Below are 25,472 nucleotides of genomic sequence, written 5' to 3'. Positions count from 1 at the left end.
GGGGCTTCCGGGCGCCGGTCCGGCCGCGCGTCACGGTGGCGATGGGCTCCCGCGCTGTTGCGGGCCGGCTCGGCGGTGGGCGAGCTCAGCTGCCGCCGTCGAAGCCGTGCTGGCGCCAGGCCTCGAAGACCACCACGGCGACGCTGTTGGACAGGTTGAGGCTGCGGTTGCCCGGACGCATCGGCAGCCGCAGGCGCTGCGCCTCGGGCAGGGCGTCGAGCACCGCGTCGGGCAGGCCGCGGGTCTCCGGACCGAACAGGAAGGCATCGCCGGCACGGTACTGCGGACGGTCGAAGCGGGTGCGGCCGCGGGTGCTCAGGGCGAACAGGCGCGGGGCGGCGCCGTTGGCCGCGGCGATTGCCGCCAGCGCCGCGTCCAGACCCTCGTGGACCCGCACGGTCGCGTACTCGTGGTAGTCCAGGCCGGCGCGACGCAGCTGGCGGTCGTCCATGTCGAAGCCCAGCGGCGCGATCAGGTGCAGGCGCGCGCCGGTGTTGGCGCACAGCCGGATCGCGTTGCCGGTATTGGGCGGGATCTCGGGCTGGTAGAGGATTACATCGAACATCGGCGCATTATGGGAGGTCTGAACAATTCCATCCTGGATCTGTTCAGGCGCCGCACGGTCGAGCCAAGCGCGACCGTGCTCCCGTGGACCACGCACTTGAGCGCCCGGTCCGCGCATGCGCCGTTCTTGGCGCACGCAACCCCTGAACCGCTCAGAGGTTCCTCATGCGGGCGCCGGGTGCTGGCCCGAGAACAGCGCCTGTTGTTCGCGCAGGCGCTCGAACAGGAACTCGCTGAGCGCGCGGATCCGCCGCACCGGACGCAGGTCGGGGTGGGTCAGCAGCCACAGCGGCACCGTCGCGTCCTCCAGCAGCGCGCCGGCGCGCCGCAGCCCCGGTTCGCAGTCGCCGAGGTAGCACGGCAGCGCGGTCACGCCGATCCCGGCGCGCGCCGCGTGCATCAGCGCCAGCAGCGAGTCAGCGCGGTGGACGATGCGCGCGGGGGCGACATGGGCGGCGATCCAGCGCGCGCTGCCGACATGCGACAGCGAGTCGTCGGGGGCGATCCAGTCCATCCCGGCCAGCGGCCGTTCGCCGGCGCGGGCGAGGTAGTCCGCGCTGGCGTATGGCGCGATCGCGACCGTCGCCACCGGGCGCGCGATCAGGTGTTCGGGCACGGTCGCGACCGGACGGATCGCCAGGTCGGCATCGCGGCGGCTGAGGTCGAACAGGGCGTTGCCGGCGGCGACCTCGACCACGATGCCCGGCTCGCGCTCGCGGAACTGCGCGAACAGCGGCGCGACGATGTGCAGCAGGGTGTCGGTGGTGGTGACCCGGACCGGCCCGGACAGGCGCAGGTCCTCGCCGAGCAGGCGCCGATCGAGGCTGTCGAGTTCCTCGCCGATGCGGCCGGCGGCGGCGATCGCGATCTCGCCGGCGGCTGTCGCGGTGTAGCCGCGGCGGGCGCGGTCGAACAGGCGCGCGCCGATCCGCTGCTCCAGTGCGCCCAGGCGCCGGAACGCCGAGGAATGGTCGACGCCCAGCTGACGCGCTGCGCCGCCGAGGCTGCCGGTGGCGGCGATCGCCAACAGCAGGCGCAGATCGTCGAGGCCGACGCTGCCGGCAGTCGCCTTTGTTTGCGATTTACGCAAACTAAAAGTTCCTTTTTGCCGTATTGGTTTGCGAACAATACAGCATCACGCTGTCGTCTCCCCCCACGAGGAGTCGACCATGAAGCTCTACTATGCCCCCTACAGCTGCTCGCTTTCGCCGTTGATCGTCGCCAATGAAGCCGGTATCGCGTTGGAGCTGGAGCGGGTCGATATCCGCCAGGCGCCCCACCGCGTCGGCGAGGGCGAGGCGTTCGCCGCGATCAATCCCAAGGACTATGTGCCGGCGCTGCGCCTGAACGACGGCGGCCTGCTGACCGAGGGGCTGGCGATCGTCCTGTACCTGGCCGACCGCGCGCCCGCCAGCGGGTTGGCGCCGGCGTCCGACAGCGCGCAACGCTACCGCCTGCTGGAGTGGCTGGCCTTCATCGGCAGCGAGCTGCACAAGAGCTACAGCCCATGGCTGTTTCACCCGGAACTGGGCGAGACCGCGCAACAGGCGGTGCGGGCGAAGCTGGCCGCGCGCCTGGCCCTGGTGGAGCAGGCGCTGGCGGACGGCCCCTACCTGCTGGGCGAGCGCTTCGGCGTCGCCGATGCCTATGCCTTCACCGTGATCGGCTGGTCGAAGCTCACCGGCGTCGAGCTGTCCGGCTTCCCGCGGCTGCGCGACTACCTGGAGCGGATCGCCGCGCGCCCGTCGGTGCGCGAGGCGGTGCGGGCGCACGGCATGGCGGTCGCGGCGGCGGCCTGAGCGCGGCGATGAGCACCGCCACCGCCTGGTCGATGCTGCTGGTCGCCGGCGTGCTCGACGTGCTGTGGGCGCTGTCGATGAAGTACGCCGACGGTTACACCCGGCTCGGTTGGAGCGCGTTGTCGCTGGTGTTGCTGGCCGCCTTCGTGTGGCTGCTGGGCCGCAGCCTCAGCGTGCTGCCGGTCGGTACCGCCTATGCGGTGTGGACCGGCATCGGCGCGGTCGGCACGGTGGTCGCCGGCGCGCTGCTGTTCGGCGAGTCGCTGGGCGCGCTGCGGCTGGCCGGCGTCGCCCTGGTGCTGGCCGGCATCGTCCTGCTCAAGCTGGCGCCGGCCTGAGCGGGCGCCTGCCCGGGCAGGGCCGGCCTGGGGCCGCGCTCACCACGGCACCGGCTCGCCGCGATGGTCGAGGAAGCGGCCGCTGTCGGCGATGCCGGCGCCGTCGATCACCTGCAGCATTCCGGCGACCGCCTCGGCCGGGGTCAACTCGGCATGGGCGCCGCCCATGTCGGTCTGGACCCATCCCGGGTTGAGCGCGAGCACGACGACGCCACGCTCGGCCAGCGCCTTGGCCAGCAGGGCGCTGGCCATGTTCTGGGCCGCCTTGGAGATCGCGTAGCTGGGCGTGCGGAACGCCTCCAGCTCGGCGATCGACCCCCACGACGAGGACAGGTTGACCACCCGCGCGCCGCGCGCCAGCACCGGCGCCAGCGCCTGGGTCAGCAGGAACGGGCCGCTGGCGTTGGTGCGGAAGCTGTCGTCGAGGTTGAGCGCCTGCACGCTGCCGAAGCGCTCGCCCGAATGCAGCACGCCGGCATTGTTGATCAGCAGGTCGAGGCCGTCGAACACCAATGGCAGCTCGCGCGCCAACTCGGCGATCGAGCGGGCGTCGGCGGTGTCCAGCGGCAGCATGTGCATCCGCCCCGGATACTCGCCGACCAGGTCGTTCAGGGCCGAGGCGCGGCCGGGATGACGGCAGGCGCCCAGCACGTGGTCGCCGCGTTCGAGCAATTGCTGGGCGAATTCGAGTCCGAGGCCACGGTTCGCGCCGGTGACCAGACAGCGGCGGGGGCGGGACATGGCACACCTCGCTGGACGATGGGTGGCGTTGCGCGCGCGGGTCGCGCCCGGGGCGCTGTGTCCATGAAACCACAATCGCCTGTTCGCAGCATGTGGCGAGACTTGTGGCCTAGTGCCCGCAATCGGACGGCGGGCTAGGATGGCGGTTCACGCCAGTCGGTCTGACAGGGAGATCGGCGAGCCATCAATGGAAGATTCAAGGAGTATCCGATGTCCGTAGACCGAGCCCCGCGTCGCGCGGGAATCTCCCGTCCGAGCCGCGCCGGTGCGCGCCGGCTGTTCAACCGCGGCCTGCTCGCCGCCGCCCTGGCGACCGCGATCGGCGGCGTGGCCTGGACCGCGCCGATGCCGGTCATGGCCGAACAGCAGGCCGTGCGCGCCGGCGTCGACATTCCCTACGAGGCGTTCACCCTGCCCAACGGCCTGCGGGTGATCGTGCATACCGACCGCAAGGCGCCGATCGTCGCGGTCAACATCTGGTACCACGTCGGCAGCAAGGACGAGCCGGCCGGACGCAGCGGCTTCGCGCATCTGTTCGAGCACCTGATGTTCAACGGCTCGGAAAACCATCGCGGCGAATACTTCGAACCGTTTGAACTGGTCGGCGCGACCGACATGAACGGCACCACCAATTCCGACCGCACCAACTACTTCCAGAACGTGCCGACCACCGCGCTGGACATGGCGCTGTGGATGGAGTCCGACCGCATGGGCCACCTGCTCGGCGCGATCGACCAGAAGGTGCTCGACGAGCAGCGCGGCGTGGTCCAGAACGAGAAGCGCCAGGGCGAGAACCAGCCCTACGGCCAGGTCTGGGAACAGATGGGCCGCTCGCTGTATCCGAAGGGGCATCCGTACCACCACAGCACGATCGGCTCGATGAACGACCTCAACGCCGCTTCGCTGGAGGACGTGAAGACCTGGTTCCGGACCTGGTACGGCCCCAACAACGCGGTGCTGGTGCTGGCCGGCGACATCGACGTCGCCACCGCCAAGGAGAAGGTCGCCCGCTACTTCGGCGACATCCCGGCCGGTCCGACCATGGCGCAGCCGGCGGTCGACGTGGCGCAGCGCGAGGCCGACACCCGCGAGGTGATGCATGACAAGGTGCCGCAGCCACGCATCTACCGGTTGTGGAACGTGGCCGAGGTCGGCACCCGCGACATCGATCAGTTGCAGGTGCTGTCGCAGGTGCTCGGCGGCAGCGCGTCCTCGCGCCTGGACAAGCGCCTGGTGCATGGCGAGAAGCTGGCCGACAGCGTCGGCACCGGCGCCTATGCCTCGCAGCTGGGCTCCAACTTCATGGTGATGGTCAACGTCAAGGAAGGCGTCGACGTGGCGCGGGTCGAGAAGATCGTCGACGAAGAGCTGGAGAAGCTGCTCGCCGAAGGCCCGACCGAGGCCGAGCTGGCCCAGGCCAAGACCGTCTACCGCGCCGGCTTCATCCGCGGCATCGAACGCATCGGCGGCTTCGGCGGCAAGGCCGACGCGCTGGCCGAGTGCGCCGTGTTCACCGGCGATCCGGGCTGCTTCCGCGAGTCGCTGGCCAACATCGCCGCGACCAGCGCCGCCGACGTCAAGGCGGTCGGCCGCAAGTGGCTGGGCAAGGGCTCGCACACCCTGGTCGTCGAGCCGGGCGAGCGCACCGCGCTGGCCGAGGAGCCGGCGGTGACGCCGCAGCCGTTCCAGCGGCCGGCGGTCGACCCCAGGTTCCGCACCACCGCCAGCGACGTCGACCGCAGCGCCGGCGTGCCGATGCCCGAACAGTTTCCGACCCTGAAGTTCCCGGACCTGCAGCGGGCGCGACTGGACAACGGCACCGAGGTGATCCTGGCCGAGCGCCACGACATCCCGGTGGTGCAGCTCAGCTACGAGTTCGACGGCGGCTACCACACCGACCCGGCCGGCAAGCTCGGCGTGGCCAGCTTCGCGATGAGCATGCTCGACGAGGGCGCCGGCGAATACGGCGCGCTGGCGTTCCGCGATCGCGCCGAGGCGCTGGGCGCGAACCTCGGCGCCGGTGCCGCGCTCGACGGCGGCAATGCCTACCTGTCGGCGTTGAAGGAGAACCTGGACCCGTCGCTGGACCTGTTCGCCGACATGCTGCGCAGCCCGCGCTTCGAGCCGGCCGAGATCGAGCGGGTCAAGGCCAGCTGGATCGCCGGCATCAAGCAGGAGAAGGCGCGCCCGAACTCGGCCGCGCTGCGGGTGCTGCCGCCGCTGCTGTACGGCGAGGGCCATCCCTATGCGATGCCGTTCAGCGGCTCCGGCACCGAGGCGTCGGTGGCCGCGCTCGGCCGCGACGATCTGGCCGCCTATCACCGCGCCTGGATCCGTCCCGAGGGGGCGACCCTGATCGTGGTCGGCGACACCACCCTGGCCGAGATCGTGCCGGCGCTGAACAAGCACCTGGGCGACTGGAAGGGCGTGGTCGAGACCCGGGAGGAGACCGTGGTGCCCGAAGTCGCGCGTCCGCAGCAGGCGCGGGTCTACCTGATCGACCAGCCCGGCTCGGTGCAGGCGAACATCTTCGCCGGCGAACTGATGCCGCCGACCGGCAGCGAGGGCGAGACCCTGCTGCAGATGGCCAACGAGGTGATCGGCGGGTCCTTCGTCGCGCGTCTGAACATGAACCTGCGCGAGGACAAGCACTGGTCCTACGGTGCCCGCACGGTGCTGACCAATGCCAAGGGCCAGCGCCCGTGGCTGGCGGTGGCGCCGGTGCAGATCGACAAGGCCGCCGAGTCGCTGGCCGAGATCCAGCGCGAGGTCGGCGAGTACGTCAGCGGCAAGGCGCCGCCGACCCAGGCCGAGATCGACCGGATCAAGGCCAACGAGAGCCGCAGCCTGCCCGGCGCCTACGAGACCGCCGGCGCGGTGATGGGCACCATCGGCGGGATCGTCCGCTACCAGCGTCCGGACGACTACATCGTCCGCCGCAACGCCGAGATCCAGGCGATGACCCCGGCCGAGGTCGCCGTCGCGGCCAAGGCGATCGACCCGTCGCAGCTGGTCTGGGTGGTGGTCGGCGACCTGTCGCAGATGGAGGCGCCGATCCGCGCGCTGAACCTGGGCGAGGTGCAGGTGCTCGACGCCGACGGCAAGCCGGTGGGCGGCCAGTAAGGCCGGCATCGGACACGCCCGCCGTTCAGCGGCGGGGAGGGGGCGGCCGGCTATCAATGGGCCGTCCCCGCGGACGGGGCGCTGCGGCGTCCCGTTCCGCTTTGTCTCCGGCGACCGCTTCGGATAGGGTCGCCGGCAATACGACCGACGAGACCCTCACGATGCGCACGAACACGATCCGCCTGCCGTTGCTTGCCGCTTCGATCGCCTTGCTGGCCGCCGGCTGCACCTGGGTCCACATGGCGCCCGGCGCCAGCGCGGTGCGGGTGGTGCCCGCCGGCACCGCGCCGGCCGGCTGCCAGAAACTGGGCGAGATCAGCGTATCGGTGAAGGACAGCGTCGCCTTCTACGACCGCAATCCGCTGCGCGTGCGCGAGGAACTGGAAACCCTGGCCCGCAACGAAGGCCCGGGCCTGGGCGCGAACACCATCCAGCCCCTGGACGAGCCCCGCGACGGCGAACAGCGCTTCGCCGGCTACCGTTGCGGCGGGTGAGCGAGCGCAAGAGCAACAAGCAGCGGCGCGCCGAGATCCGCGACAAGCGGCTCAAGCGCGCGGAAGCGGCCCGGCGGGCGCTGGCGCAGCCGGACCCGCGCTGGCGGGACGAGGCGGGTCCGCCGCCGGTGGTGGGGGGCGTTGCCACCGACCGTGAACTGCTGGCGCGCTACAACAACACCTACGATCTGCTGCCGGCGTTCTATTTCGACCGCCCCTTCACTTGCCGCGATTGCGGTGAGGCGCAGGTGTGGACGGCCAAGCAGCAGAAGTGGTGGTACGAGGAGGTGCGCGCCCCCATCGACAGCGAGGCGGTGCGTTGCCGCCGGTGCCGGCGCGCGCGTCGCGAGGGCGATCCGGCCGGCAATGCGCTGCGTGAGCGGTGCAGGCAGTTGCGGGCGCTGGGCGCGCGGGCACCGGATGCGGCGGCCCGGCGCGCGATCGACGAGGCGTTGGAGAGCAAGTGGTGGGGCGTGCGCGTGGTGGCCCTCGAGACCCTGGGGCTTTGGGCAGACGCGACCAGTGTCGAGCGGCTGAAGGCCATGGTGTCTCCGGCCCAGGCGCCGCCGCGCGGTAGCTGGCTGTTCCAGGCGCGGTCTGCTGCGGCGAAGGCGCTGGCGCTGAAGTTGCCGGAGGCGGAGTCTGACTGGGCGCTGGAGACGGGACTGAGCGGCCATCGCGAGGGCGGTCATCTGCTGGAAGCGTTGGTCAACCGGCCGCGGGCGTTCTGGGAGCGGGCGCTGGAGACCGAATGGCGCCGTGCCGATCCGGAACGCCTGATCCGGCTGGTCTGGGCGGTCCGCTGGAACGCCGCCGACGAGGCCCTGTACCGGTCGTGGCGGGGGAAGCTGCGCGGGCACGCCGACCGCCGGGTCGGCCTGGCGGTCCGATACGCCTGGGGTGAGGAAATCTAGCGGCGGCCCGGGCCCGCAGTGGCGCGGATCCGTGGGTCGCGCGCGCGGCTGCCGGGTCACCCCGGCCGCCACCAGGGCTCACCATTCGGTGGCGGATGGCGGGAGCGGCGGCAACAGGGTATGCTGGCGCGCTGTTTCATATCTTCCGGTAGCTGCCGCCATGCTGTTCCAACATGTCGCGATCGCGGGTCTGGCCCATATCGACGCACCGCGTCGCCTCAGTTCGGACGAGATCAACGCCCGCCTGAAACCGACCCTCGACCGTCTGGGTATCCGCACCGACGTGCTCAAGGACATCGCCGGCATCAACGCGCGCCGGCTCTGGGACGGTGAGATGCAGGCCTCCGACGCCGCCACCCTGGCGGGCGTGAAGGCGCTGGCCGACGCCGGCATCGAGCCCGATCGCGTCGGTCTGCTGGTCAACACCTCGGTCAGCCGCGACTATCTGGAGCCGTCGACCGCCAGCATCGTCGCCGGCAATCTCAAGCTGTCGGAGAACTGCCAGAATTTCGACGTCGCCAATGCCTGCCTGGCCTTCATCAACGGCATGGACATCGCCAGCCGGATGATCGAGCGCGGCGAGATCGACTATGCCCTGGTCGTCGACGGCGAGACCGCCGGCCTGGCCTACGAGAAGACCCTCGACCGGCTGTCCTCGCCGGACGCGACCGAGGAGCAGTTCCGCAACGAGCTGGCGACCCTGACCCTGGGCTGCGGCGCCGCGGCGATGGTGCTCGCGCGGGCCGAGCTGGCCCCGGGCGCGCCGCGCTACCGCGGTGGCGTGACCCGTGCCGCGACCCAGTGGAACGGCCTGTGCCGCGGCAATCTCGACCGCATGGTCACCGATACCCGCCTGCTGCTGAGCGAGGGCCTGAAGCTGGCCCAGAACACCTGGGTCGCCGCGCGCAGCGCGCTGGGCTGGGTCGCCGACGAGCTCGACGAATTCGTCATCCACCAGGTCAGCCAGGTCCACACCAAGGCCTTCGTGAAGGCCTTCGGCATCGACCCGAAGAAGGTGCTGACGATCTTCGGCGAGCACGGCAACATCGGGCCGGCCTCGGTGCCGATCGTGCTGAGCAAGCTGCGCGAGATGGGCCGCCTGAAGAAGGGCGACCGGGTCGCGCTGCTGGGCATCGGTTCGGGCCTGAACTGCTCGATGGCCGAGGTGGTCTGGTAGGCCGCCGAGGCGCGTTCCGCCCCGCATCCATGACCACGCCCCGGCCCGCAAGGTCCGGGGCGTTTTCGTTGTGCCTGCGCGGCGTTCAGTGAATCAAACTTTCAAGTAAGCGCGCTTAACTTTCAAGTAAGCGCGCTTTACTTTACAGTCTCGGACATGCCGCGTCCGGACCGTTCTCCCGAGATCGACGCTGCCCTGCTGGCGGCGGTGGACGCGCATCCACGCGATCTGGTGCGCACCATTGCCGAATCCCTCGGGCTCAGCCGGCCTGCGGTGGCGTCCCGGGTGCGGGAACTGATCGCTCAAGGCTATCTGTCGAAGACCGGGACGACCCGGCCAATCTATCGGATCGGCGAGGCGCGCCGCCGCTGGTTCGCCTATGCCCGTGCGGGCTTGGCCGAGGACCGGGTGTGGAGCGACGACGTTGCGCCGCTGTTGCGCGGATTGCCAAGGAACGTGGTCGATATCCTTCATCACGGTCTGACCGAGATGGTCAATAACGCCATCGATCACTCCGAGGGCGAGCGGGTACGCGTTCTGGTGGATCGCACCGCCAGCGGGGTGAAGGTCGTGGTGGCCGATGACGGCGTGGGTATCTTTCGCAAGATCACCCGGGCGCTGGATCTGCCGGACGAGCGCCTGGCCCTGCTGGAGTTGTCCAAGGGAAAGTTGACGACCGATCCGCGGCGCCACTCGGGAGAGGGTGTCTTTTTCACCTCGAGGATGTTCGACCGGTTCCAGATCGCCTCCGGCGAGCTGGTCTTTGATCATGATGAAGCGTCCGGCGACGATCTGTTGTTCGATCGGGATTCTCATGCCGGGGGGACGGACGTCTACATGGAGATCGCCGCGGACACGTTGAGGACCGACACGGAGGTTTTCAGCGCCTATTCGAGCGGTCCGGATGAGTACGCGTTTGCCAGGACGGTCGTGCCGGTAAGGCTGGTGCGCATGGGCGACGAGAATCTGGTCTCGCGTTCCCAGGCAAAGCGCTTGATGCAGCGGGTGGACCGGTTTCGCACCGTGGTTCTGGATTTCGATGGTGTCGAGCGGATCGGCCAGGCTTTCGCCGACGAGATATTCCGGGTGTTCGCGAACGAGCACCCCGATGTCGAGTTGGTTGCGATGCACGCTCGCCCTGGGGTGCAGCAAATGATCCGCAGGGCCGAGGTCCTGCGCGATGAGGGCGGCAATCAGTTGCCGCTGCTTTGAGCGCGCTCGCCTTGAGCGCGATCTGTCAGCGCTCCGACGGCCCGGTGTCGTAGTAGTCGCCGCGCACGAACAGGTCGGGCTTGATCAGTTCGCTGAATGCCCGCGCCTGCGGGCTGAGGTACTTGCCCTTGCGCACCACCACCCCGTAGCTGCGGTCGGGGAAGTAGCCGGCCAGCGAGCGCGCGGCGAGGCGCTCGCGGTCGCTCTCGGTCAGGCAGATCGCGGTGACGATGCTGATGCCCAGGCCCATCGCCACGTACTGCTTGATGATCTCCCAGCCGCCGACTTCCAGGGCCACGGTGTAGGGCACCCGCGCGCGCTGGAACACCAGGTCGACCATCCGGTAGGTGGTCAGTCGCTGCGGCGGCAGGATCAGTCCGTACGGCGACAGGTCCTCCAGGGCCAGCTCGGGCTTGCTGGCCAGCGGGTGGTCGGGCGGGGTGATCAGCATCGGCTCGAAGCGGTAGACCGGCGCGTAGTCGAGGTCGGCGGGCACGTCCAGCATCGAGCCCACCGCCATGTCGACCGCGTCCGAGCGCAGCAGGTCCAGGCCGCCGGCGCCGGTGACGTTGTGCAGGGCCAGGCGCACGTCGGGGTGCTCCCGTTTGAAGCGCTCCACGATCGTCGGCAGCAGGTAGAGGATGGTCGAGGTGCCGGCGGCGACGTTCAGCTCGCCGCCGTCCATCCCGCGCATGCGCTCGCGGAACGCGCCGTCGATGCCGTCCAGGCCTTCGACCAGCGGCCGCGCCAGTTCGTACAGCGCCTCGCCCTCGCGGGTCATCACCAGCCGCCGGCCGCTGCGTTCGAGCAGCTTGACGCCCATGTCGCGCTCCAGCGCCTGCAGCTGCAGGGTCACCGCCGGCTGGCTCACGTACAGCGCCTCGGCCGCGCGTGAGACCGATCCAAGGCGGGCGGTCTGGCAGAACGCCCGGAGCGGCTTGAGCCTATCGCCCTTGTAGGCGAAGCGCGGTGAGGGGCTTGTGGGACGGGCCATGAGGTTAATTATAAGTTTTATTTATGTTGTGCATTGCAAAAACTTGATTGTCAAATACCAGACGCCGACGCATGGTGCTGGACAAGGCGATTCGCCCCCGCGATCGCCTTTCCGGTCCACCGATCCAGCAGGAGACGCACGATGTCGGCAGTGATGGCAGAACGGCAGCACCCCAAGGCCACCCCCGGGGCGGCGGCGGGCATCGAGATCACCGCCCAGGCGGCGGAGCAGGACGCCCTGCTGACCCCGGCCGCGCTCGAGCTGCTGGCCGGTCTGCACCGCCGTTACGAGGCCACCCGCCAGGCCCTGCTGGGCGCGCGCCGCGAGCGCCAGGCCTTCTTCGACGCCGGCGGCCTGCCCGACTTCCGCGAGGACACCGCGGCGATCCGCGCCGGCGACTGGCGGGTCGCGCCGCTGCCGGCGGCGCTGCTCGACCGCCGGGTCGAGATCACCGGCCCGGTCGATCCGAAGATGGTCATCAACGCGCTCAACTCCGGCGCCAACTGCTACATGGCCGACTTCGAGGACAGCACCTCGCCGACCTGGGACAACCTGATGACCGGCCAGCGCGCGCTGCGCGAGGCGGTCGCCGGCAGCCTGACCTTCACCTCGCCCGGCAGCGATGCCCGTCCCGGCAAGCTGTACACGCTCAAGCCGTTCCGCGAGCAGGCGGTGCTGATGGTGCGCCCGCGCGGCTGGCACCTGGACGAGAAGCACGTGCGCGTCGACGGCAGTGCGATGTCCGGCAGCCTGTTCGATGCCGCGCTGTTCTGTTTCCACAATGCGGAAGTGCTCGCCGCGAAGGATCGCGGACCCTATCTGTACCTGCCCAAGCTCCAGAGCATGGAAGAAGCCGCGCTGTGGAACGACGCGCTCGGCCACATCGAGCAGGCGCTGGGCCTGGCCGAGGGCCGGATCAAGGTCACCGTGCTGATCGAGACCCTGCCGGCGGCGTTCGAGATGGACGAGATCCTGCACGCGCTGCGCGGCCGCATCGCCGGCCTCAACTGCGGGCGCTGGGACTACATGTTCTCCTACATCAAGACCTTCCGCGCCCACCGCGACCGGGTGCTGCCCGAGCGCGGCCAGGTGACGATGACCCAGCCGTTCCTGCGCGCCTACTCCGAGCTGTTGATCCAGACCTGTCACCGCCGCGGCGCCCATGCGATGGGCGGCATGGCCGCGCAGATCCCGGTCGGCGGCAGCGACGAGGCCAGCATCGAGGCCAACCAGGCCGCGCTGGCCAAGGTCCGCGCCGACAAGCTGCGCGAGGTCACCGCCGGCCATGACGGCACCTGGGTCGCGCACCCGGCGCTGATCCCCATCGCGCGCGCGGTGTTCGACGAGCGCATGCCCGGCAAGCACCAGCAGCACGTGCTGCGCGAGGAGGTCACCGTCGGCCGCGACGACCTGATCAAGCCGTCGCTGGGCACGATCACCCGCGAGGGCTTCGAGGGCAACGTCGAGGTCTGCGTGCGCTATCTCGCCGCCTGGCTGGACGGCAACGGCTGCGTGCCGATCCACAACCTGATGGAGGACGCGGCGACCGCCGAGATCGCCCGCGCCCAGCTGTGGTCGTGGCTGCACAGCCACGAGCTGCACCTGGACGACGGTACCCCGGTCGACTTCGCCCTGCTCGAGCGCGCCTTCATCGGCCTGCCCAAGCGGATCGGCGATCGCGCACGGATTCCCGGCGGCAGCCGCATCAACGAGGCGATCGGCGTGCTCGACCGCCTGACCCATGCCGATGAGTTCGAGGAGTTCCTGACCCTGCCCGCCTACGCGCGGCTGGACTGACCCGCGCCGCCACGAAGCGGCCGTAGGAGCCCGTAGGAGCGGCGTAAGCCGCGATCAAGCTTTCCCGGGAATCCAATCGCGGCTTGCGCCGCTCCTACGCACCCCGTCGCAGGACGCGACGACGCAAACATCAACCCGCACCCCACACGCCCGCAGCGCGGGCATCGCAAAGAGGTCACCGCCATGAGCCATATCCACGCCACCGCCGACCAACTGCGCCAGGAATGGGCCAGCAGCCCGCGCTGGGCCGGAATCACCCGTCCGTACTGCGCCGACGACGTGGTGCGCCTGCGCGGCACCGTGCCGGTCGAGTACAGCCTGGCCCGGCATGGCGCGGACAAGCTGTGGAACTACCTGCAGAACGAGGACTTCGTCAACGCCCTCGGCGCGCTGACCGGCAACCAGGCGATGCAGCAGGTCAAGGCCGGACTGAAGGCGATCTACCTGTCCGGCTGGCAGGTGGCCGCCGACGCCAATCTCGGCGGGCAGATGTATCCGGACCAGTCGCTGTACCCGGCCGACTCGGTGCCGGCGGTGGTCAAGCGGATCAACAACACCCTGTTGCGCGCCGACCAGATCCAGTGCGCGGAGCGCAACGGCGACGCCAGCGGCGGCGATGTCGATTTCGTGCAGCCGATCGTGGCCGACGCCGAGGCCGGCTTCGGTGGCGTGCTCAACGCCTACGAGCTGATGAAGGGGATGATCGAGGCCGGCGCCGCCGGCGTGCATTTCGAGGACCAGCTGGCCGCGGTGAAGAAGTGCGGGCACATGGGCGGCAAGGTGCTGGTGCCGACCCGCGAGGCGGTCGACAAGCTGGTCGCCGCGCGCCTGGCCGCCGACGTGATGGGCGTGCCGACCCTGTTGATCGCGCGTACCGATGCCGAGGCCGCCGACCTGCTGACCAGCGACATCGACGACAACGACAAGCCGTTCTGCACCGGCGAGCGCACCGTCGAGGGCTTCTACAAGACCCGCAACGGGCTCGACCAGGCGATCAGCCGCGGCCTGGCCTACGCGCCCTATGCCGACCTGATCTGGTGCGAGACCGGCAAGCCGGACCTGGAGTTCGCGCGCAAGTTCGCCGAGGCCATCCACGCCAAGTACCCGGGCAAGCTGCTGGCCTACAACTGCTCGCCGAGCTTCAACTGGAAGAAGAACCTCGACGACGCCACCATCGCGAAGTTCCAGAAGGAGATCGCGTCCTACGGTTACAAGTTCCAGTTCATCACCCTGGCCGGCTTCCATGCGCTGAACTACGGCATGTTCAACCTCGCCCACGGCTACGCGCGCCGGCAGATGAGCGCCTTCGTCGAGCTGCAGGAGGCCGAGTTCGCGGCCGCCGAGAAGGGCTTCACCGCGGTCAAGCACCAGCGCGAGGTCGGCACCGGCTACTTCGACGCGATCACCCAGACCATCCAGGGCGGGCAGTCCTCGACGGTGGCGCTGAAGGGGTCGACCGAGGAGGAGCAGTTCCACGACGGCAAGGACGCGGACGCGTCCGGAAACCAGGCGATCGCCGCCTGATCCGCGTCGCCGGAGCCGCGGGGGAGCGGTTCCGGCGACGGCGGTATGGGCGCGCGGCGGGCCGACCCGGGGGGGCGGCCCGTCCGCGGCCCGCGATCGGGGATGCCCCGGCCGCCCGGACCGTCTGTCCGGGCGGCCGGGGTTTTTCCGTTCTCCCGCCAGTGTGGTGCTATCCTCCGAACGCCTGTGCTCTTGCGGTGTACGGGGCTGATGAACAGGGACGATGCATCTAGGCTGCGGGAGTGCGCATGAACCGCGAAAACCTGGCGTTTGCGATGCCGGATCGGAACACCGAGGAGAAGGCGAGGGCGGCCGTGGACGTTTCGCACAGTGCGCACGATGTGATCGCGATGACCTCGGCGATCCTCAGCGCCGACGAATTCGAACTGTTCGCCCGCATGGGCCGCCTGCGCGCGGTGAGCCCGGGCGAGGTGCTGTTCCGCCGCGGCGACAGCGGCACCGCGATGTACGTGATCGCGCGCGGTGAGATCGACCTGGACTTCGGCGACGACCTGCAGGTCAAGCGCCTGGGCCCCAACGAATTCTTCGGCGAGCTTGGCCTGCTGATCGGCGACCATGCCCGCAGCGCCGATGCGATCGCCGCCTGCGACGGCCAGCTGATCGAACTGCGCCACCACGAATTCGAGCGTCTGGTCGAGCACGATCCGGCGACGGTGTCGTTCTTCCTGCGCCGCGCGATCATGCGCGTGGTCTACAACGAGCAGGGCCTGATCCGCCGTCTGCGCCGCCGCAACCACGACCTGCAGGCGGCGCTGGACAATCTGCATACGACCACCCACCAGCTCAACCAGACCGAGGAGCTGGTCCGCACCGACGAACTGACCGGCCTGTACAACCGTCGCGGACTGATGCTGCACATGCAGGAGTGCCGCGAGATCGGCCTGACCACGGCGCTGGGCCTGGTGCTGGTCGACTGCGACCGCTTCAAGCAGGTCAACGACGAACACGGCCACCTGGTCGGCGACCGCGTGCTGCAGAGCGTGGCCAGCATCCTGCGCGCGGTGGTCGGCCCCGAGGATCTGGCCTGCCGCCTCGGCGGCGACGAATTCTGCCTGGTGGTCGCCTCCGCCCGCCGCGAGGACGTGATGCGGGTCGCCAGCTATGTCGTCCGCACCGCCCAGAACCTGCTGGCGATGGAGGCCGAGGAAGGCATCGCGCCGCTCATCTGCCCGCTGAGCGTCGGCGCCTGCCTGGTCGAGGCCGACGCCGACTGGAACGCCTGGTACGCCCAGGCCGACGCCGCCCTGTACCGCGCCAAACGCCTCGGCGGTGGCCGGGTCGAGTGGCAGGACCCCTTGCCGAGCACGGCATGACGGGTGCGGCCATGGACGACGTCGTGACGATCGAACAGGAAGCCCAGGCCGCGTCGGCGGCGCCGCAGTTGCGCACGATCCTGCTGACCGACATCTGCGACTCCACCACCCTGGTCGAGCAGCTCGGCGACGGTGGCACCGCCCAGTTCTTCCGCGAGCACGACCGCCTGGTGCTGCGTCTGCAGCAGCAGTGGCGCGGCCGCCTGATCGACCGTTCCGACGGCCTGCTGCTGCTGTTCGAGCGGCCGATCGACGGGCTCGGTTTCGCCCTCGACTATGGCCGCGGCCTGGACGAGATCGGCAAGCTGCGACACCTGCGGGTCAGGACCCGCGCCGGCCTGCACGTGGGCGAGGTGCTGACCTGGCGCAACAGCGACGAGGCGGTGCGCCTGGGCGCCAAGCCGGTCGAGGTCGAGGGCCTGGCCAAGCCGATCGCGGCACGGCTGATGTCGATCGCCCGTCCCGGCCAGGTGCTGATGTCGGCGGTCGCCGAGCCACTGGCCCACCGTGCCGCCCGCGAGCTGGGCGAGCGCGGCCTGCACCTGATCTGGAAGTCGCATGGCTCCTGGCGCTTCAAGGGCGTCGTCGAACGGCAGCAGATCTTCGAGGTCGGCGAGCCCGGGGTCGCCCCGCTGCGCGCGCCGCCCAATACCGCCAAGGCCTGGCGCGACGTGCCGCGCTGGCGGCGTCCGGCGCTGCTGGCGGCCGAGGCGGCGCTGGTCGCGGCGGTCGCGGTCGGCGGCTGGTTCGCGACCCGGCCGCCGCCGGCGATCGCCTTCAACGAGCGCGACTGGGTGGTGGTCGGCGACCTGCGCAACCTCACCGGCAACACCCGCCTGGACGATTCGCTGGAGCAGGCGTTCCGGATCAGCCTGGAACAGTCGCGCTTCGTCAACGTGCTGTCGGACCTGAAGGTCCGCGACTCGCTGACCCGGATGCGGATGGATTCGACCGCTCTGGTCGACCGCGGGCTGGCCGCGCAGATCGCCCAGCGCGACGGCGCCCGCGCGGTGATCGTGCCGACCGTATCCGAGGTCGGCGGGCGCCTGCGCTTCAGCGTCGAGGTGATCGACCCGCACACCCAGACCACCGTCTACGCGCATGCCGCCGACGGCAAGGGCGAGGAGTCGATACTGGCGTCGATCGACACCGTCACCGGCGCCCTGCGCGCCGACCTGGGCGAGGCGGTCGCCCAGATCGACAAGGATTCCCGACCGTTGCCGGAGGTGACCACCGGCAATCTCGACGCGCTGCGCGCCTACGCACTGGGGCAGGAGGCGTATGCGCGCTACGACTTCGACGAAGCGCTGCAGATGTACGAGCAGGCCACCGAACTCGACCCCGACTTCGCATTGGCCTGGCTGGGACAGGTGCGCGTGCGTTTCTCCAATGTCGACGCGCCCTCGGCGATGAAGGCGCTGCGGCAGGCGGCGGTGCTGAAGGACAGGCTGCCGCCCAGGGAGGCGCTGTATCTGGATGCCTGGGTGTCGGAGTTCGATGCGCCGTGGGAGACGGCCGGGCGCTGGGTGCAGCTGGCGAAGATGTATCCGGACTACCTGCCTGGAAGGGGTAATGCCGCGCTCTGGCTGTACGAGGAGAACCGATTCGCCGAGGCGCTGCCTCACGCACTGGCCGGCGCCGTCGACCAGAATCCCCTGAAGGGAATGGACTTCGATACGGTCGGTCGCATCCGTCTGGCGATGGAGGCCTACCCGCAGGCAGAGGCGGCGTTCACGCGCTCGCTGGAGGAGTCGGGGGGCAGCAGCCAGCGCCGCCTGGTCTCCACCGCCGCCGCGCAGCGTCATTTCGAAAAGGCCGAGAGCGAGGCCAGACGACTGGACCTGGCCAACGAGGACCACTACATCGAGAAGACCAGCCTGGCGATCGATCAGGGCAAGTGGAAGCAGGCGCTCGAACTGTCGCAGGCGTCGGTCCGGGTATTGAAGAACACCTCCGGACTCGCCGGACGCTATCTGAAGGTGCCGGTGGCACTGAGCCACTGGTTGGCCGGGGATGCCGATGCGGCCCGGGCGACCTTGCACGCCGCCGCCGAGGCGAGCCTGGCGCTGAACAAGGAGGGCTTCAACGCCGATGCCGAGGACGACGCGACGACCGCATTGGGTGCCGCCCTGATCCTGCAGCGGATGGGCGACGCCGACGGCGCGCGGCGCATCGTCGAGTCGCTGGCCCGGAACGAGAAGCTGATGCGGCTGCCGGTCGTGGCCGAGCTGGCCAGCGTGGTGAAGGCGGAGGCGCTACGGCGGGCAGGCGAACCCGAACAGGCGGTGGCGCTGCTGCGGCCCCTGGTTTCAGGCAGGGAGCGCTATCAGACGCGGGTTGCGTTGATGGAGGCGTACGCCGATGCGGGCCAGATCCCGCAGGCACTGGAACAGGCGCGCTGGCTGCAGCAGCGGCGTGGCCTTGCCTATGGCGAGCTCACCTGCGGCGGATGCCTGCAGGCACTGAACGTCCTGGACAGCAACCTCGCCATGCGCCGCGAGGCGGAACTGCTTCGGGGGCAGGGCAAGGACGACGAAGCGGAGCGGAAGCTGCAGGACTTCAACCGGCTCTGGCCGGTTGAAGCCTTGCCGGATCACTTGCGCGAAATCTGAGACGTCGGCAATCCAAGATCGAGCCGGGGCGTGGTCTGGGCAAGCCCGCGCAACAGCATGCTCATGATCTCCTCGCGGGCGGCGGCGATGGTTTCCTTGGGGGCGAGCCGGGTCACTTTGCAGCTGGCGAATGGCGCCACCTGCTCCGCGGCGGAGACCGCGCCGCAAGCGGTGATGGGGCCCGGCCGCGGGGCTTCGTAGCCGATCGAGCGCAGCGCGGCGAGGTGATCGCGCTGGAAGCGCTCACGGAACAGGTCGTCGCTGCCGAGCAGATCCAGCAGGCGATCGGCGACCTCCACGGGCAGTGGCGCGGTCCGGGTCTTGGTACTCATCGGTCTTTCCCCATGTGCGGCCCTGGGCCAGGCCGTCAGCCGCAGAATCTAGCGCTCCGGCCGCAGGCGGGCAACCGTCACAGATTGGTTTCGCGGCCCTTTGCGCGCTTTGAACTCGGCAGTTGCGGGTGCGCGCGATAAAGTAGCGCCGGATCTGAACGAGGCCTTGGGATGCGTATCCGTCGTTGCGCGGTCGTTTTTCTGGAACCGCGCGAGGAGGTGGCGTTCGAGCTGGAGTCGCTGCTGACCGGCGGCGATGGCCTGTGCCGGACCCGGCGCTGGCTGGCGCTGGCGCCGCATATCGGCGAGGAGGTTGAGCTCGATATCGGCGAGTGCGCGCTGCTGGGACGGCTCAGTCCCGGTCAGTGGCTCGATGCCGACAGCCTCGACGATGATGGCGGGGCGTTGCCGCGGCTGCTGGCCGAGGGCCTGGTCATCGCCGACGCCGACACGGGCGACGACGCGTATGACCGCTGGCGCGCGCGCGACGAGGCGTTCCGGCAGGTGCACTGGCATCCGCTGGGCGCGACCCTGCACGCGTTCACCCGCTGGGACGGCGTCGACGCGGTGCAGAACAGCAAGGACAGCGGCACCGAGACCGCGGTGCAGATGCGCGAAGTGCTCGGGGCGCCGCCGGTCGAGGCCGCGGTGCGTGTCGAAGCCGGCGACCGGTTGCCGCTGCCGCGGGTGCCGCCGAACGACTTCGATCGTCTGCTTGCCCGTCGCGCCACCTGCCGCAATTTCGATCCGTCGCGACGACTGCCGCTGGCGGCCTTCGCCCAGGTGATGCAACGGGTGTTCGCCGCCCAGGCCGAGGTGCGGGTGTCGGACGACACCGTGTTCCTGAAGAAGAACGTGCCCAGCGGCGGCGGTCTGCATCCGATGGAGTGCTACCTGATCGTCCAGCACGTGGACGGCATCGCGCCGGGCCTGTACCACTACCAGGCGCTCGAACACGCGCTGGAGCCGCTGCCGGCTGCGGACCGCCCGCTGCGCGAGCTGGTGATGGACATCGCCGCCCAGCAGCACTGGTTCGCCGACGCCCACGTACTGGTGCTGATGTCGCCGCGCTACGACCGCACCTTCTGGAAGTACCGCCAGCACGCCAAGGGCTACCGGGTGGTGGCGCTGGAAGGCGGCCACCTGTCGCAGACCCTGTACCTGTCGGCGACCGAGGCCGGACTGGGCGCCTTCATCACCGGCGCGATCAACGAGAAGCGGATCGAACAGGTGTTCGGAATCGACCCGCTCAGCCAGGGCGCGCTGGCGCTGTGCGGCTTCGGCTGGCGTGCCGCGGTGATGGAGACCGCCGAGCTGGACCCCGCCGGGGAAGTCTGGAGCCAGGCCGGAAGCTGACCGCGTCGCGTCGGATTTCGACGCTACCTGTCTTTGCCGAATATGCGTTTTGACCGTGCGAAGTCGGTCGACACGGCGTGGAATGCCGTTGTATGTTCGGGGGCCGTTCATATAAATAGCCCCCGCATATGCGCCGTTTCCTGCTCAAGGCCGTGGTCGCGCTGACCCTGGTCGGTTCCGCTTTCGCCGCCTCTGCCGGCACTTCCCAGCAACCCGACCAGATCCGCGCCCGCCAGGCCCAGATCAGTGCCGGCCTGCAGGCGGGCAACAGCCCATATGCCGAGTTGTCGGCCCGCTCCCGCGAGGAGCTTGCCGAGCGGCAGGCGCGCCTGCTGGCCGTGCTGGAGGGCAAGCAGCACATCGACGAGCTCGATGGCGATGCCCAGGCCCAGGTCGAAGCCGACGTCAAGTGGATCGAGAACGCGCTGACCCGCGCCGAGGATGAGCGCATGGTCTGCGAGCGCCGCCGCATTCTGGGCAGCAACCGCAAGGAGCGCGTCTGCAAGACCGTCGCCCAGTTGCGCGAGGAGCGCGAAGCCGCCCGCAGCGTGATGGACAGCCGCGGCACCTGCATCGACTGCAAGGTCGAGTGACTTCGCGGGCTGCGGCCCGCAGCGGTACCCGCACCGCACGCACGACCGGCCCGGCGGGCCGGCCCCACCACTCCAAGGAGAACGTCATGAAAGCAAGTACCTGGATCGCCGCCCTCGTCCTGGGCCTGGTATCGGTCACCGCGGTCGCGAACGTCGACAAGGTGGGGCAGATCCTGAAGCAGCAGCACGAGATCCGTCGCGAGAGCGAGGTGTCGACCGGCGAGTACGCGCGCTTCGGGTCGCGGGCGCTTGGCCGCATGCACAGCGCCCAGGACCGGATCTTCGACCTGCTGGACGATGTCAGCACGGTCGACCAGCTCGGTCCGGACCAGAAGGTGGAGCTGTTCAACGCGCTGGAGGAAGTGAAGGCGGTGATCAGCGAGAACGAGGACAACCGCCAGGAGTGCTGGCGCGAGCGTAAGGTCGGCACCACGTTGCGGACCACGCGCTGCGCGACCATCGCCGAGATGCGCGCGGTGCGCGAGGATACCCGCAGCTATCTCGATTCGCCGGCCACCTGCAGCGGCGATTGCGGCAGCGGCAAGGGGCTCGAAGGCAGTCTGTAACGGCTGCTGTCGTCGCGGCGACCGTGCCCAGGTGGACGGTCGCCGCGATCACCGCATCACCCGGATGGGAGGGTGTGGAAATGGCACATGAAGTCCTGAAGTGGACGCGGCGCGTGCTGATGGCTGGGACGTTGGCCGCGGTCTGCGCGGCGGCCCCGGCGCAGACGCCGCCGGATGAACCCGCTGCCGACGTGGAGATCGAGGACGTCGACGGCCTGCAGGCGATCCTGGAGCAGCAGCGCGAACTGAAGGCCGATCTCGACGACGGCGGCATCGACGGCCTGAGCACGCGCGAGAACAACCGTGTGCGCAAGGCCCAGGCCCAGGTGTTCGCGGTGACCGAGGGCAAGCACCGGCTCGATGAGTTGAGCATCGACGAGAAGGTCGAGCTGGAAAATGCGCTCGAGCAGATCAACGCCTATGTGCAGAACACCCGTCGGGCCCGCGACGACCAGACCGTATGCTGGCGCGAGAAGATGTCCGGCACCGCGCGGCGGGTGACCCGTTGCGGCAGCGAGGCCGAGCGCCGGCAGGCGCGCGAAGGCGCGCGCGGCTGGCTGGAACGCCCGAAGACCTGCGGCCAGGACTGCGGCGGCCTCTGAGTCCGGGTACTGCGCCCGGTGGTACCGCTCCCCGGCATCGCGTCAGGGCGGCGCCGCCCGCGCCGCGCCATGCGATGGCGCCGACAGGTGCATCCAGGCCGTGGCGGGAGCGGTCGCGACAGTGTCCCTTGCCGGCGCGATGCTCAGAGCCCGTCCGCGCTGCCCATCCGCCGGTAGCCGATCGCCTCGGTCAGATGAGCGGTGGCGATGTCGGCGCTGCCGGCCAGGTCGGCGATGGTGCGCGCCACCCGCAGGATCCGGTGCATCGAGCGCGCACTCAGACGCAGCGACTCGGCGGCGCGTTCGAGCAGGGCCTGGTCGCCGTTGTCGAGCCGGCAGCACGCGCGCATCTGGGCCTCGCCGAGGCGCGCGTTGGGCGTGCCGCTGCGTTCGAGCTGGCGCGTGCGGGCGACGGCCACCCGCGCCTGGACCGCGGCGCTGGACTCTCCGGGCGGCCCATCGGGGCGCAACTGCGAAGGCGGCAGCCGCGGCACGTGCACGTGCAGGTCGATCCGGTCCATCAACGGACCGGAAATCCGTCCGCGATAGCGACGGATGGCGTCGGGGCTGCAGCGGCAGCGGCCGCTGGTGTCGCCGGCCCAGCCGCAGGGACACGGGTTCATCGCCGCGACCAGTTGGAAGCGGGCCGGGAACTCGGCGCTGCGGGCGGCCCGCGATACGGTGACCACGCCCGACTCCAGCGGTTCGCGCAGGACTTCCAGCGCCTGCCGGCTCCACTCCGGCAGTTCGTCGAGGAACAACACCCCTTCGTGGGCGAGCGAGACCTCGCCCGGTCGCGGTTCGGCGCCGCCGCCGATCAGCGCGACCGCGCTGGCGGTGTGGTGGGGGGCGCGGAACCGGCGTTGCCGCCAGTGCGCGGGATCGAGGCCGCGACCGCTGACCGAGGCGATCGCCGCCGCTTCCAGGGCCTCGTCCTCGGACGCCTGCGGCAGCAGGCCGGGCAGGCGCGAGGCGAGCAGGGTCTTGCCGCAACCCGGCGGGCCGACCAGCAGCAGGTGGTGGCCGCCCGCCGCGGCGACTTCCAGCGCACGGCGGGCCTGGGCCTGGCCGCGCACCTCGCAGAGGTCAGGGCCCGGCCGGCGCCGCGTCGGGACCGCGATCGCCGCCGGCAGCGACTTGCGTCCCTGCAGCAGCGCGCAGACCTCCAGCAGGGTGCGTGCGGTATACGCCTCGACCCGGCTCGACAGGGCGACTTCGGCGCCGTTGCCGGCCGGCACCAGCAGGCGGCGTCCGGCTTCGGCGGCCGCCAGCGCCGCCGGCAGCACGCCGTCGACCGCGCGCAGCTCGCCGGTCAGGCCGAGTTCGCCGAGGAACTCGTAGTCGTTCAGCGGTTCCAGCGGGATCTGGCCGCTGGCGGCGAGGATGCCCAGCGCGATCGGCAGATCGAAGCGGCCGCCGTCCTTGGGCAGGTCGGCCGGGGCCAGGTTGACGGTGATCCGGCGCGCCGGGAACTCGAACTGCGCGCACTGGATCGCGGCGCGCACCCGGTCCTTGGATTCGCGGACCGCGGCCTCGGGCAGGCCGACGATCGACATCGCGGGCAGGCCGCCGGCCAGGTGCACTTCCACCCGTACCGCCGGTGCCCGGACCCCGGACCGCGCACGTCCGTGCACGAGGGCCAGGTTCATGGAGCAGGCTCCTGGGTTGTGGCCGTTGGCTAGTGGCGCGAGCCGCCGTCGTCCGGACCGCCGGCGAGCTGGGCTTCGAGCTCGGCGACGGTCTGCTGCAGGGCCTCGAGCTTCTCGCGGGTGCGCTGCAGCACCGCGCGCTGCACCTCGAATTCCTCGCGGGTCACCAGGTCCAGCCGTTGCAGGCCGCTCTGGAGCACGGTCTTGAAGTTCTGCTGCATTTCCTCGCGGCTCTCGCGCAGTCCCGGCGGAACCAGGTTGCTGAGGCGGCGGGCGAGTTCGTCAATCTGGGTCAGGTCGATCATCGTTTCCGTTTCCTGTCCGGCATGCACCTGTACGGCATGGGCTCAGCTTGGCGTGCCGGACGTGACTGCGCAGTCATCCTGTGTCGCGACGACGCCTAGGAAATTTCCTAGGCGGGGCGCCGGCAGGCACGGGAGAGCCGTCCGCGGAGGCGCACTTTACCCCATCGCGGCGGTGCCGGCGTCGGCATTCGCCGCCTCCGGCGCTGGGCGCCCCGCGGGCGAGACGCTATCCTGAATGCCGCTCCGGCCGTCGCCGCCGGGCAACCGGCCGGTCGAGGGAGACGCAGCAATGAAGATGGTCATGGCGGTGGTCAAGCCGTTCAAGCTCGACGACGTCCGTGAGGCGTTGTCCGAGGTCGGCGTGGCCGGCATCACCGCCACCGAGGTCAAGGGCTTCGGCCGCCAGAAGGGCCATACCGAGCTGTACCGCGGCGCCGAGTACGTGGTCGACTTCCTGCCCAAGATCAAGCTCGAGATCGCGGTCACCGACGATCTGGTCGACGCGGTGGTCGAGGCGATCATCAAGGCGGCCGGGACCGGCAAGGTCGGTGACGGCAAGATCTTCGTCTACGACCTCGACCGCGCCGTGCGCATCCGCACCGGCGAGCTGGACGCCGACGCGCTCTAGTCCTGGGCCCGCCTGCGGTCGCGCCGGTACAGGCGTTTCCAGCCGTCGCGGATCGATCGGACCCAGCCGGGCTCGGCCAGGGTCGCACGCTGGCGCCGTCCCGGACCGATTCCGGTCAGCCGCGCCTGCATTTTCAGCACATTGGCCAGGTCGCCGCGTCGCAACTGGCGCACCAGCGGCGAGCGGCGCAGCCAGTGCGGCGCGCGCAGCGAGGAGGCGAAGTCGATCAGCACCGGGGTGCCGCCGCTGGCGATCAATACATTGGCCGGATGCAGGTCGTTGTGGGTGATGCCGGCGGCGTGCAGACGGGCGACCGCGCCGCGCAACTGCGCGAACACCGGTGCCGGGCTGTCGGCGGCCGCCTGCGACAGCGGGATGCCGGGCACGTACTCGATCGCCAGGGCGAGCGGGGCGATCCGGCCCAGCAGCGCCGGGGCGTGGCGCCAGCCGGCCAGCCGACGCAGGGCGCGTGCCTCGCGCCGCACCAGCACCCGGGCCAGCGGCGCCAGCGGGGTGTGGCGATAGCGGCTGTAGTCCTTGACCACGGCCGCGCGGCCGTCGAGGCGGGTCAGGTAGACCTCCGGTTCCAGCAGGCGTTCGCCGCGCTTGAGCGTGCGGCAGCGCGGCGGCAGGCGCGCAGGGCGCTGCGCGACCGCGGGTAGGCGGGTCGTATTCATGGCGGATATCGGGCCGGCGGAGCGCGATCCGGGGGAGGAGGGGGCGCCGGCGTGAGCGTGGGGAGGTTGTTTCGTTAACTGAACCCAGCGGTTCAGTTAATGAAATAATAATGTCATCTCCCGACTGTCGCCAGCCTCATT

General features: G+C 70.1%; 24 protein-coding genes. 16 read left to right on the top strand and 8 right to left on the bottom strand.

The window, feature by feature from the left end; genetic code table 11:
- Positions 1 to 85: 85 nt before the first annotated feature.
- Together C9I47_RS16835 and C9I47_RS16830 are read right to left on the bottom strand one after the other, a co-directional pair.
- Positions 86 to 565: a tRNA (cytidine(34)-2'-O)-methyltransferase gene (locus C9I47_RS16835; RefSeq protein WP_111267785.1), complete on the bottom strand. Its 480-nt coding sequence runs from the start codon at positions 563 to 565 to the stop codon at positions 86 to 88.
- 162 nt (positions 566 to 727) lie between these two features.
- Positions 728 to 1,654: a LysR family transcriptional regulator gene (locus tag C9I47_RS16830; protein ID WP_111267784.1), complete on the bottom strand. Its 927-nt coding sequence runs from the start codon at positions 1,652 to 1,654 to the stop codon at positions 728 to 730.
- Positions 1,655 to 1,733: 79 nt separating this feature from the next.
- Between C9I47_RS16830 and gstA the strand changes: the two genes are divergently transcribed.
- Positions 1,734 to 2,363 (top strand): glutathione transferase GstA, encoded by a 630-nt coding sequence (gstA, locus tag C9I47_RS16825; protein WP_111267783.1) that lies wholly within the window; start codon positions 1,734 to 1,736, stop codon positions 2,361 to 2,363.
- Between the two features lie 8 nt (positions 2,364 to 2,371).
- Entirely contained in the window at positions 2,372 to 2,701 is a 330-nt protein-coding gene (locus C9I47_RS16820) for a DMT family transporter (RefSeq protein ID WP_111267782.1), read from the top strand.
- Positions 2,702 to 2,740: 39 nt separating this feature from the next.
- Here C9I47_RS16820 and C9I47_RS16815 read toward each other — a convergent pair whose 3' ends face one another.
- Complete coding sequence (locus tag C9I47_RS16815) at positions 2,741 to 3,442, bottom strand: SDR family oxidoreductase (RefSeq protein WP_111267781.1); 702 nt, start codon at positions 3,440 to 3,442, stop codon at positions 2,741 to 2,743.
- A 345-nt stretch (positions 3,443 to 3,787) separates the two neighbouring features.
- Between C9I47_RS16815 and C9I47_RS16810 the strand changes: the two genes are divergently transcribed.
- The 5 genes from C9I47_RS16810 (at position 3,788) to C9I47_RS16790 (ending at position 10,362) form a co-directional block, all read left to right on the top strand.
- A complete protein-coding gene (locus tag C9I47_RS16810) occupies positions 3,788 to 6,565 on the top strand; it encodes a M16 family metallopeptidase (RefSeq protein WP_223250397.1) in 2,778 nt (925 codons plus the stop codon).
- Positions 6,566 to 6,741: 176 nt separating this feature from the next.
- Positions 6,742 to 7,059, top strand: coding sequence for a DUF4156 domain-containing protein (locus C9I47_RS16805; RefSeq protein ID WP_111268215.1), 318 nt, complete (start codon positions 6,742 to 6,744; stop codon positions 7,057 to 7,059).
- Positions 7,056 to 7,973 (top strand): zinc-ribbon domain containing protein, encoded by a 918-nt coding sequence (locus C9I47_RS16800; RefSeq protein ID WP_111267779.1) that lies wholly within the window; start codon positions 7,056 to 7,058, stop codon positions 7,971 to 7,973. Before C9I47_RS16805 ends, C9I47_RS16800 begins: the two co-directional genes overlap by 4 nt.
- A 160-nt stretch (positions 7,974 to 8,133) precedes the next feature.
- Positions 8,134 to 9,150, top strand: coding sequence for a 3-oxoacyl-ACP synthase III (locus C9I47_RS16795; RefSeq protein WP_111267778.1), 1,017 nt, complete (start codon positions 8,134 to 8,136; stop codon positions 9,148 to 9,150).
- A gap of 156 nt (positions 9,151 to 9,306) precedes the next feature.
- Entirely contained in the window at positions 9,307 to 10,362 is a 1,056-nt protein-coding gene (locus tag C9I47_RS16790; protein WP_111267777.1) for an STAS-like domain-containing protein, read from the top strand.
- Between the two features lie 25 nt (positions 10,363 to 10,387).
- On the opposite strand, the gene C9I47_RS16785 is transcribed toward C9I47_RS16790, so the two are convergent.
- A complete protein-coding gene (locus C9I47_RS16785; protein WP_111267776.1) occupies positions 10,388 to 11,356 on the bottom strand; it encodes a LysR family transcriptional regulator in 969 nt (322 codons plus the stop codon).
- Positions 11,357 to 11,497: 141 nt separating this feature from the next.
- Between C9I47_RS16785 and aceB the strand changes: the two genes are divergently transcribed.
- The 4 genes from aceB (at position 11,498) to C9I47_RS16765 (ending at position 18,623) form a co-directional block, all read left to right on the top strand.
- Positions 11,498 to 13,153, top strand: a complete 1,656-nt coding sequence (gene aceB, locus C9I47_RS16780; protein ID WP_111267775.1) for a malate synthase A — start codon at positions 11,498 to 11,500, stop codon at positions 13,151 to 13,153.
- A gap of 183 nt (positions 13,154 to 13,336) precedes the next feature.
- Positions 13,337 to 14,677: an isocitrate lyase gene (gene aceA / locus C9I47_RS16775; RefSeq protein ID WP_111267774.1), complete on the top strand. Its 1,341-nt coding sequence runs from the start codon at positions 13,337 to 13,339 to the stop codon at positions 14,675 to 14,677.
- 350 nt (positions 14,678 to 15,027) lie between these two features.
- Positions 15,028 to 16,011: a GGDEF domain-containing protein gene (locus C9I47_RS16770; RefSeq protein ID WP_111268214.1), complete on the top strand. Its 984-nt coding sequence runs from the start codon at positions 15,028 to 15,030 to the stop codon at positions 16,009 to 16,011.
- A gap of 11 nt (positions 16,012 to 16,022) precedes the next feature.
- Positions 16,023 to 18,623, top strand: coding sequence for a putative peptide modification system cyclase (locus tag C9I47_RS16765; protein ID WP_111267773.1), 2,601 nt, complete (start codon positions 16,023 to 16,025; stop codon positions 18,621 to 18,623).
- On the opposite strand, the gene C9I47_RS16760 is transcribed toward C9I47_RS16765, so the two are convergent.
- The gene (locus C9I47_RS16760) at positions 18,605 to 18,955 is read right to left on the bottom strand and encodes an NHLP-related RiPP peptide (protein WP_111267772.1); all 351 of its coding nucleotides are present in this window, start codon (positions 18,953 to 18,955) and stop codon (positions 18,605 to 18,607) included. The two genes, C9I47_RS16765 and C9I47_RS16760, sit on opposite strands and share 19 nt — an antisense overlap.
- Positions 18,956 to 19,126: 171 nt before the next feature.
- Here C9I47_RS16760 and C9I47_RS16755 point away from each other — a divergent pair, with 171 nt between their 5' ends.
- The 4 genes from C9I47_RS16755 to C9I47_RS16740 all read left to right on the top strand — a co-directional run bounded on the left by C9I47_RS16755 (position 19,127) and on the right by C9I47_RS16740 (position 22,072).
- Positions 19,127 to 20,311, top strand: a complete 1,185-nt coding sequence (locus C9I47_RS16755) for a putative peptide maturation dehydrogenase (RefSeq protein ID WP_111267771.1) — start codon at positions 19,127 to 19,129, stop codon at positions 20,309 to 20,311.
- Positions 20,312 to 20,439: 128 nt separating this feature from the next.
- Positions 20,440 to 20,904 (top strand): hypothetical protein, encoded by a 465-nt coding sequence (locus C9I47_RS16750; protein WP_111267770.1) that lies wholly within the window; start codon positions 20,440 to 20,442, stop codon positions 20,902 to 20,904.
- A gap of 86 nt (positions 20,905 to 20,990) precedes the next feature.
- The gene (locus C9I47_RS16745; protein ID WP_111267769.1) at positions 20,991 to 21,470 is read left to right on the top strand and encodes a hypothetical protein; all 480 of its coding nucleotides are present in this window, start codon (positions 20,991 to 20,993) and stop codon (positions 21,468 to 21,470) included.
- Positions 21,471 to 21,550: 80 nt separating this feature from the next.
- Positions 21,551 to 22,072 carry a hypothetical protein gene (locus C9I47_RS16740; protein WP_111267768.1) on the top strand — a complete coding sequence of 174 codons (522 nt, stop codon included), beginning with the start codon at positions 21,551 to 21,553 and terminating at the stop codon, positions 22,070 to 22,072.
- A 143-nt stretch (positions 22,073 to 22,215) separates the two neighbouring features.
- On the opposite strand, the gene C9I47_RS16735 is transcribed toward C9I47_RS16740, so the two are convergent.
- A complete protein-coding gene (locus C9I47_RS16735; RefSeq protein WP_111267767.1) occupies positions 22,216 to 23,721 on the bottom strand; it encodes a YifB family Mg chelatase-like AAA ATPase in 1,506 nt (501 codons plus the stop codon).
- Positions 23,722 to 23,750: 29 nt separating this feature from the next.
- Positions 23,751 to 24,026, bottom strand: a complete 276-nt coding sequence (gene ubiK / locus C9I47_RS16730; RefSeq protein WP_111267766.1) for a ubiquinone biosynthesis accessory factor UbiK — start codon at positions 24,024 to 24,026, stop codon at positions 23,751 to 23,753.
- Positions 24,027 to 24,315: 289 nt separating this feature from the next.
- Between ubiK and C9I47_RS16725 the strand changes: the two genes are divergently transcribed.
- A complete protein-coding gene (locus tag C9I47_RS16725) occupies positions 24,316 to 24,654 on the top strand; it encodes a P-II family nitrogen regulator (RefSeq protein WP_111267765.1) in 339 nt (112 codons plus the stop codon).
- On the opposite strand, the gene C9I47_RS16720 is transcribed toward C9I47_RS16725, so the two are convergent.
- Complete coding sequence (locus tag C9I47_RS16720) at positions 24,651 to 25,331, bottom strand: phosphotransferase (protein ID WP_111267764.1); 681 nt, start codon at positions 25,329 to 25,331, stop codon at positions 24,651 to 24,653. The two genes, C9I47_RS16725 and C9I47_RS16720, sit on opposite strands and share 4 nt — an antisense overlap.
- Positions 25,332 to 25,472 lie beyond the last annotated feature (141 nt).

Origin of the sequence: Marilutibacter maris (assembly GCF_003233695.1) — a bacterium.
GTDB classification, from domain to species: Bacteria; Pseudomonadota; Gammaproteobacteria; order Xanthomonadales; family Xanthomonadaceae; genus Marilutibacter; species Marilutibacter maris.
Note: the sequence above shows the minus strand (reverse complement) of the source record. Positions and strands in the feature narration are given on the sequence as shown.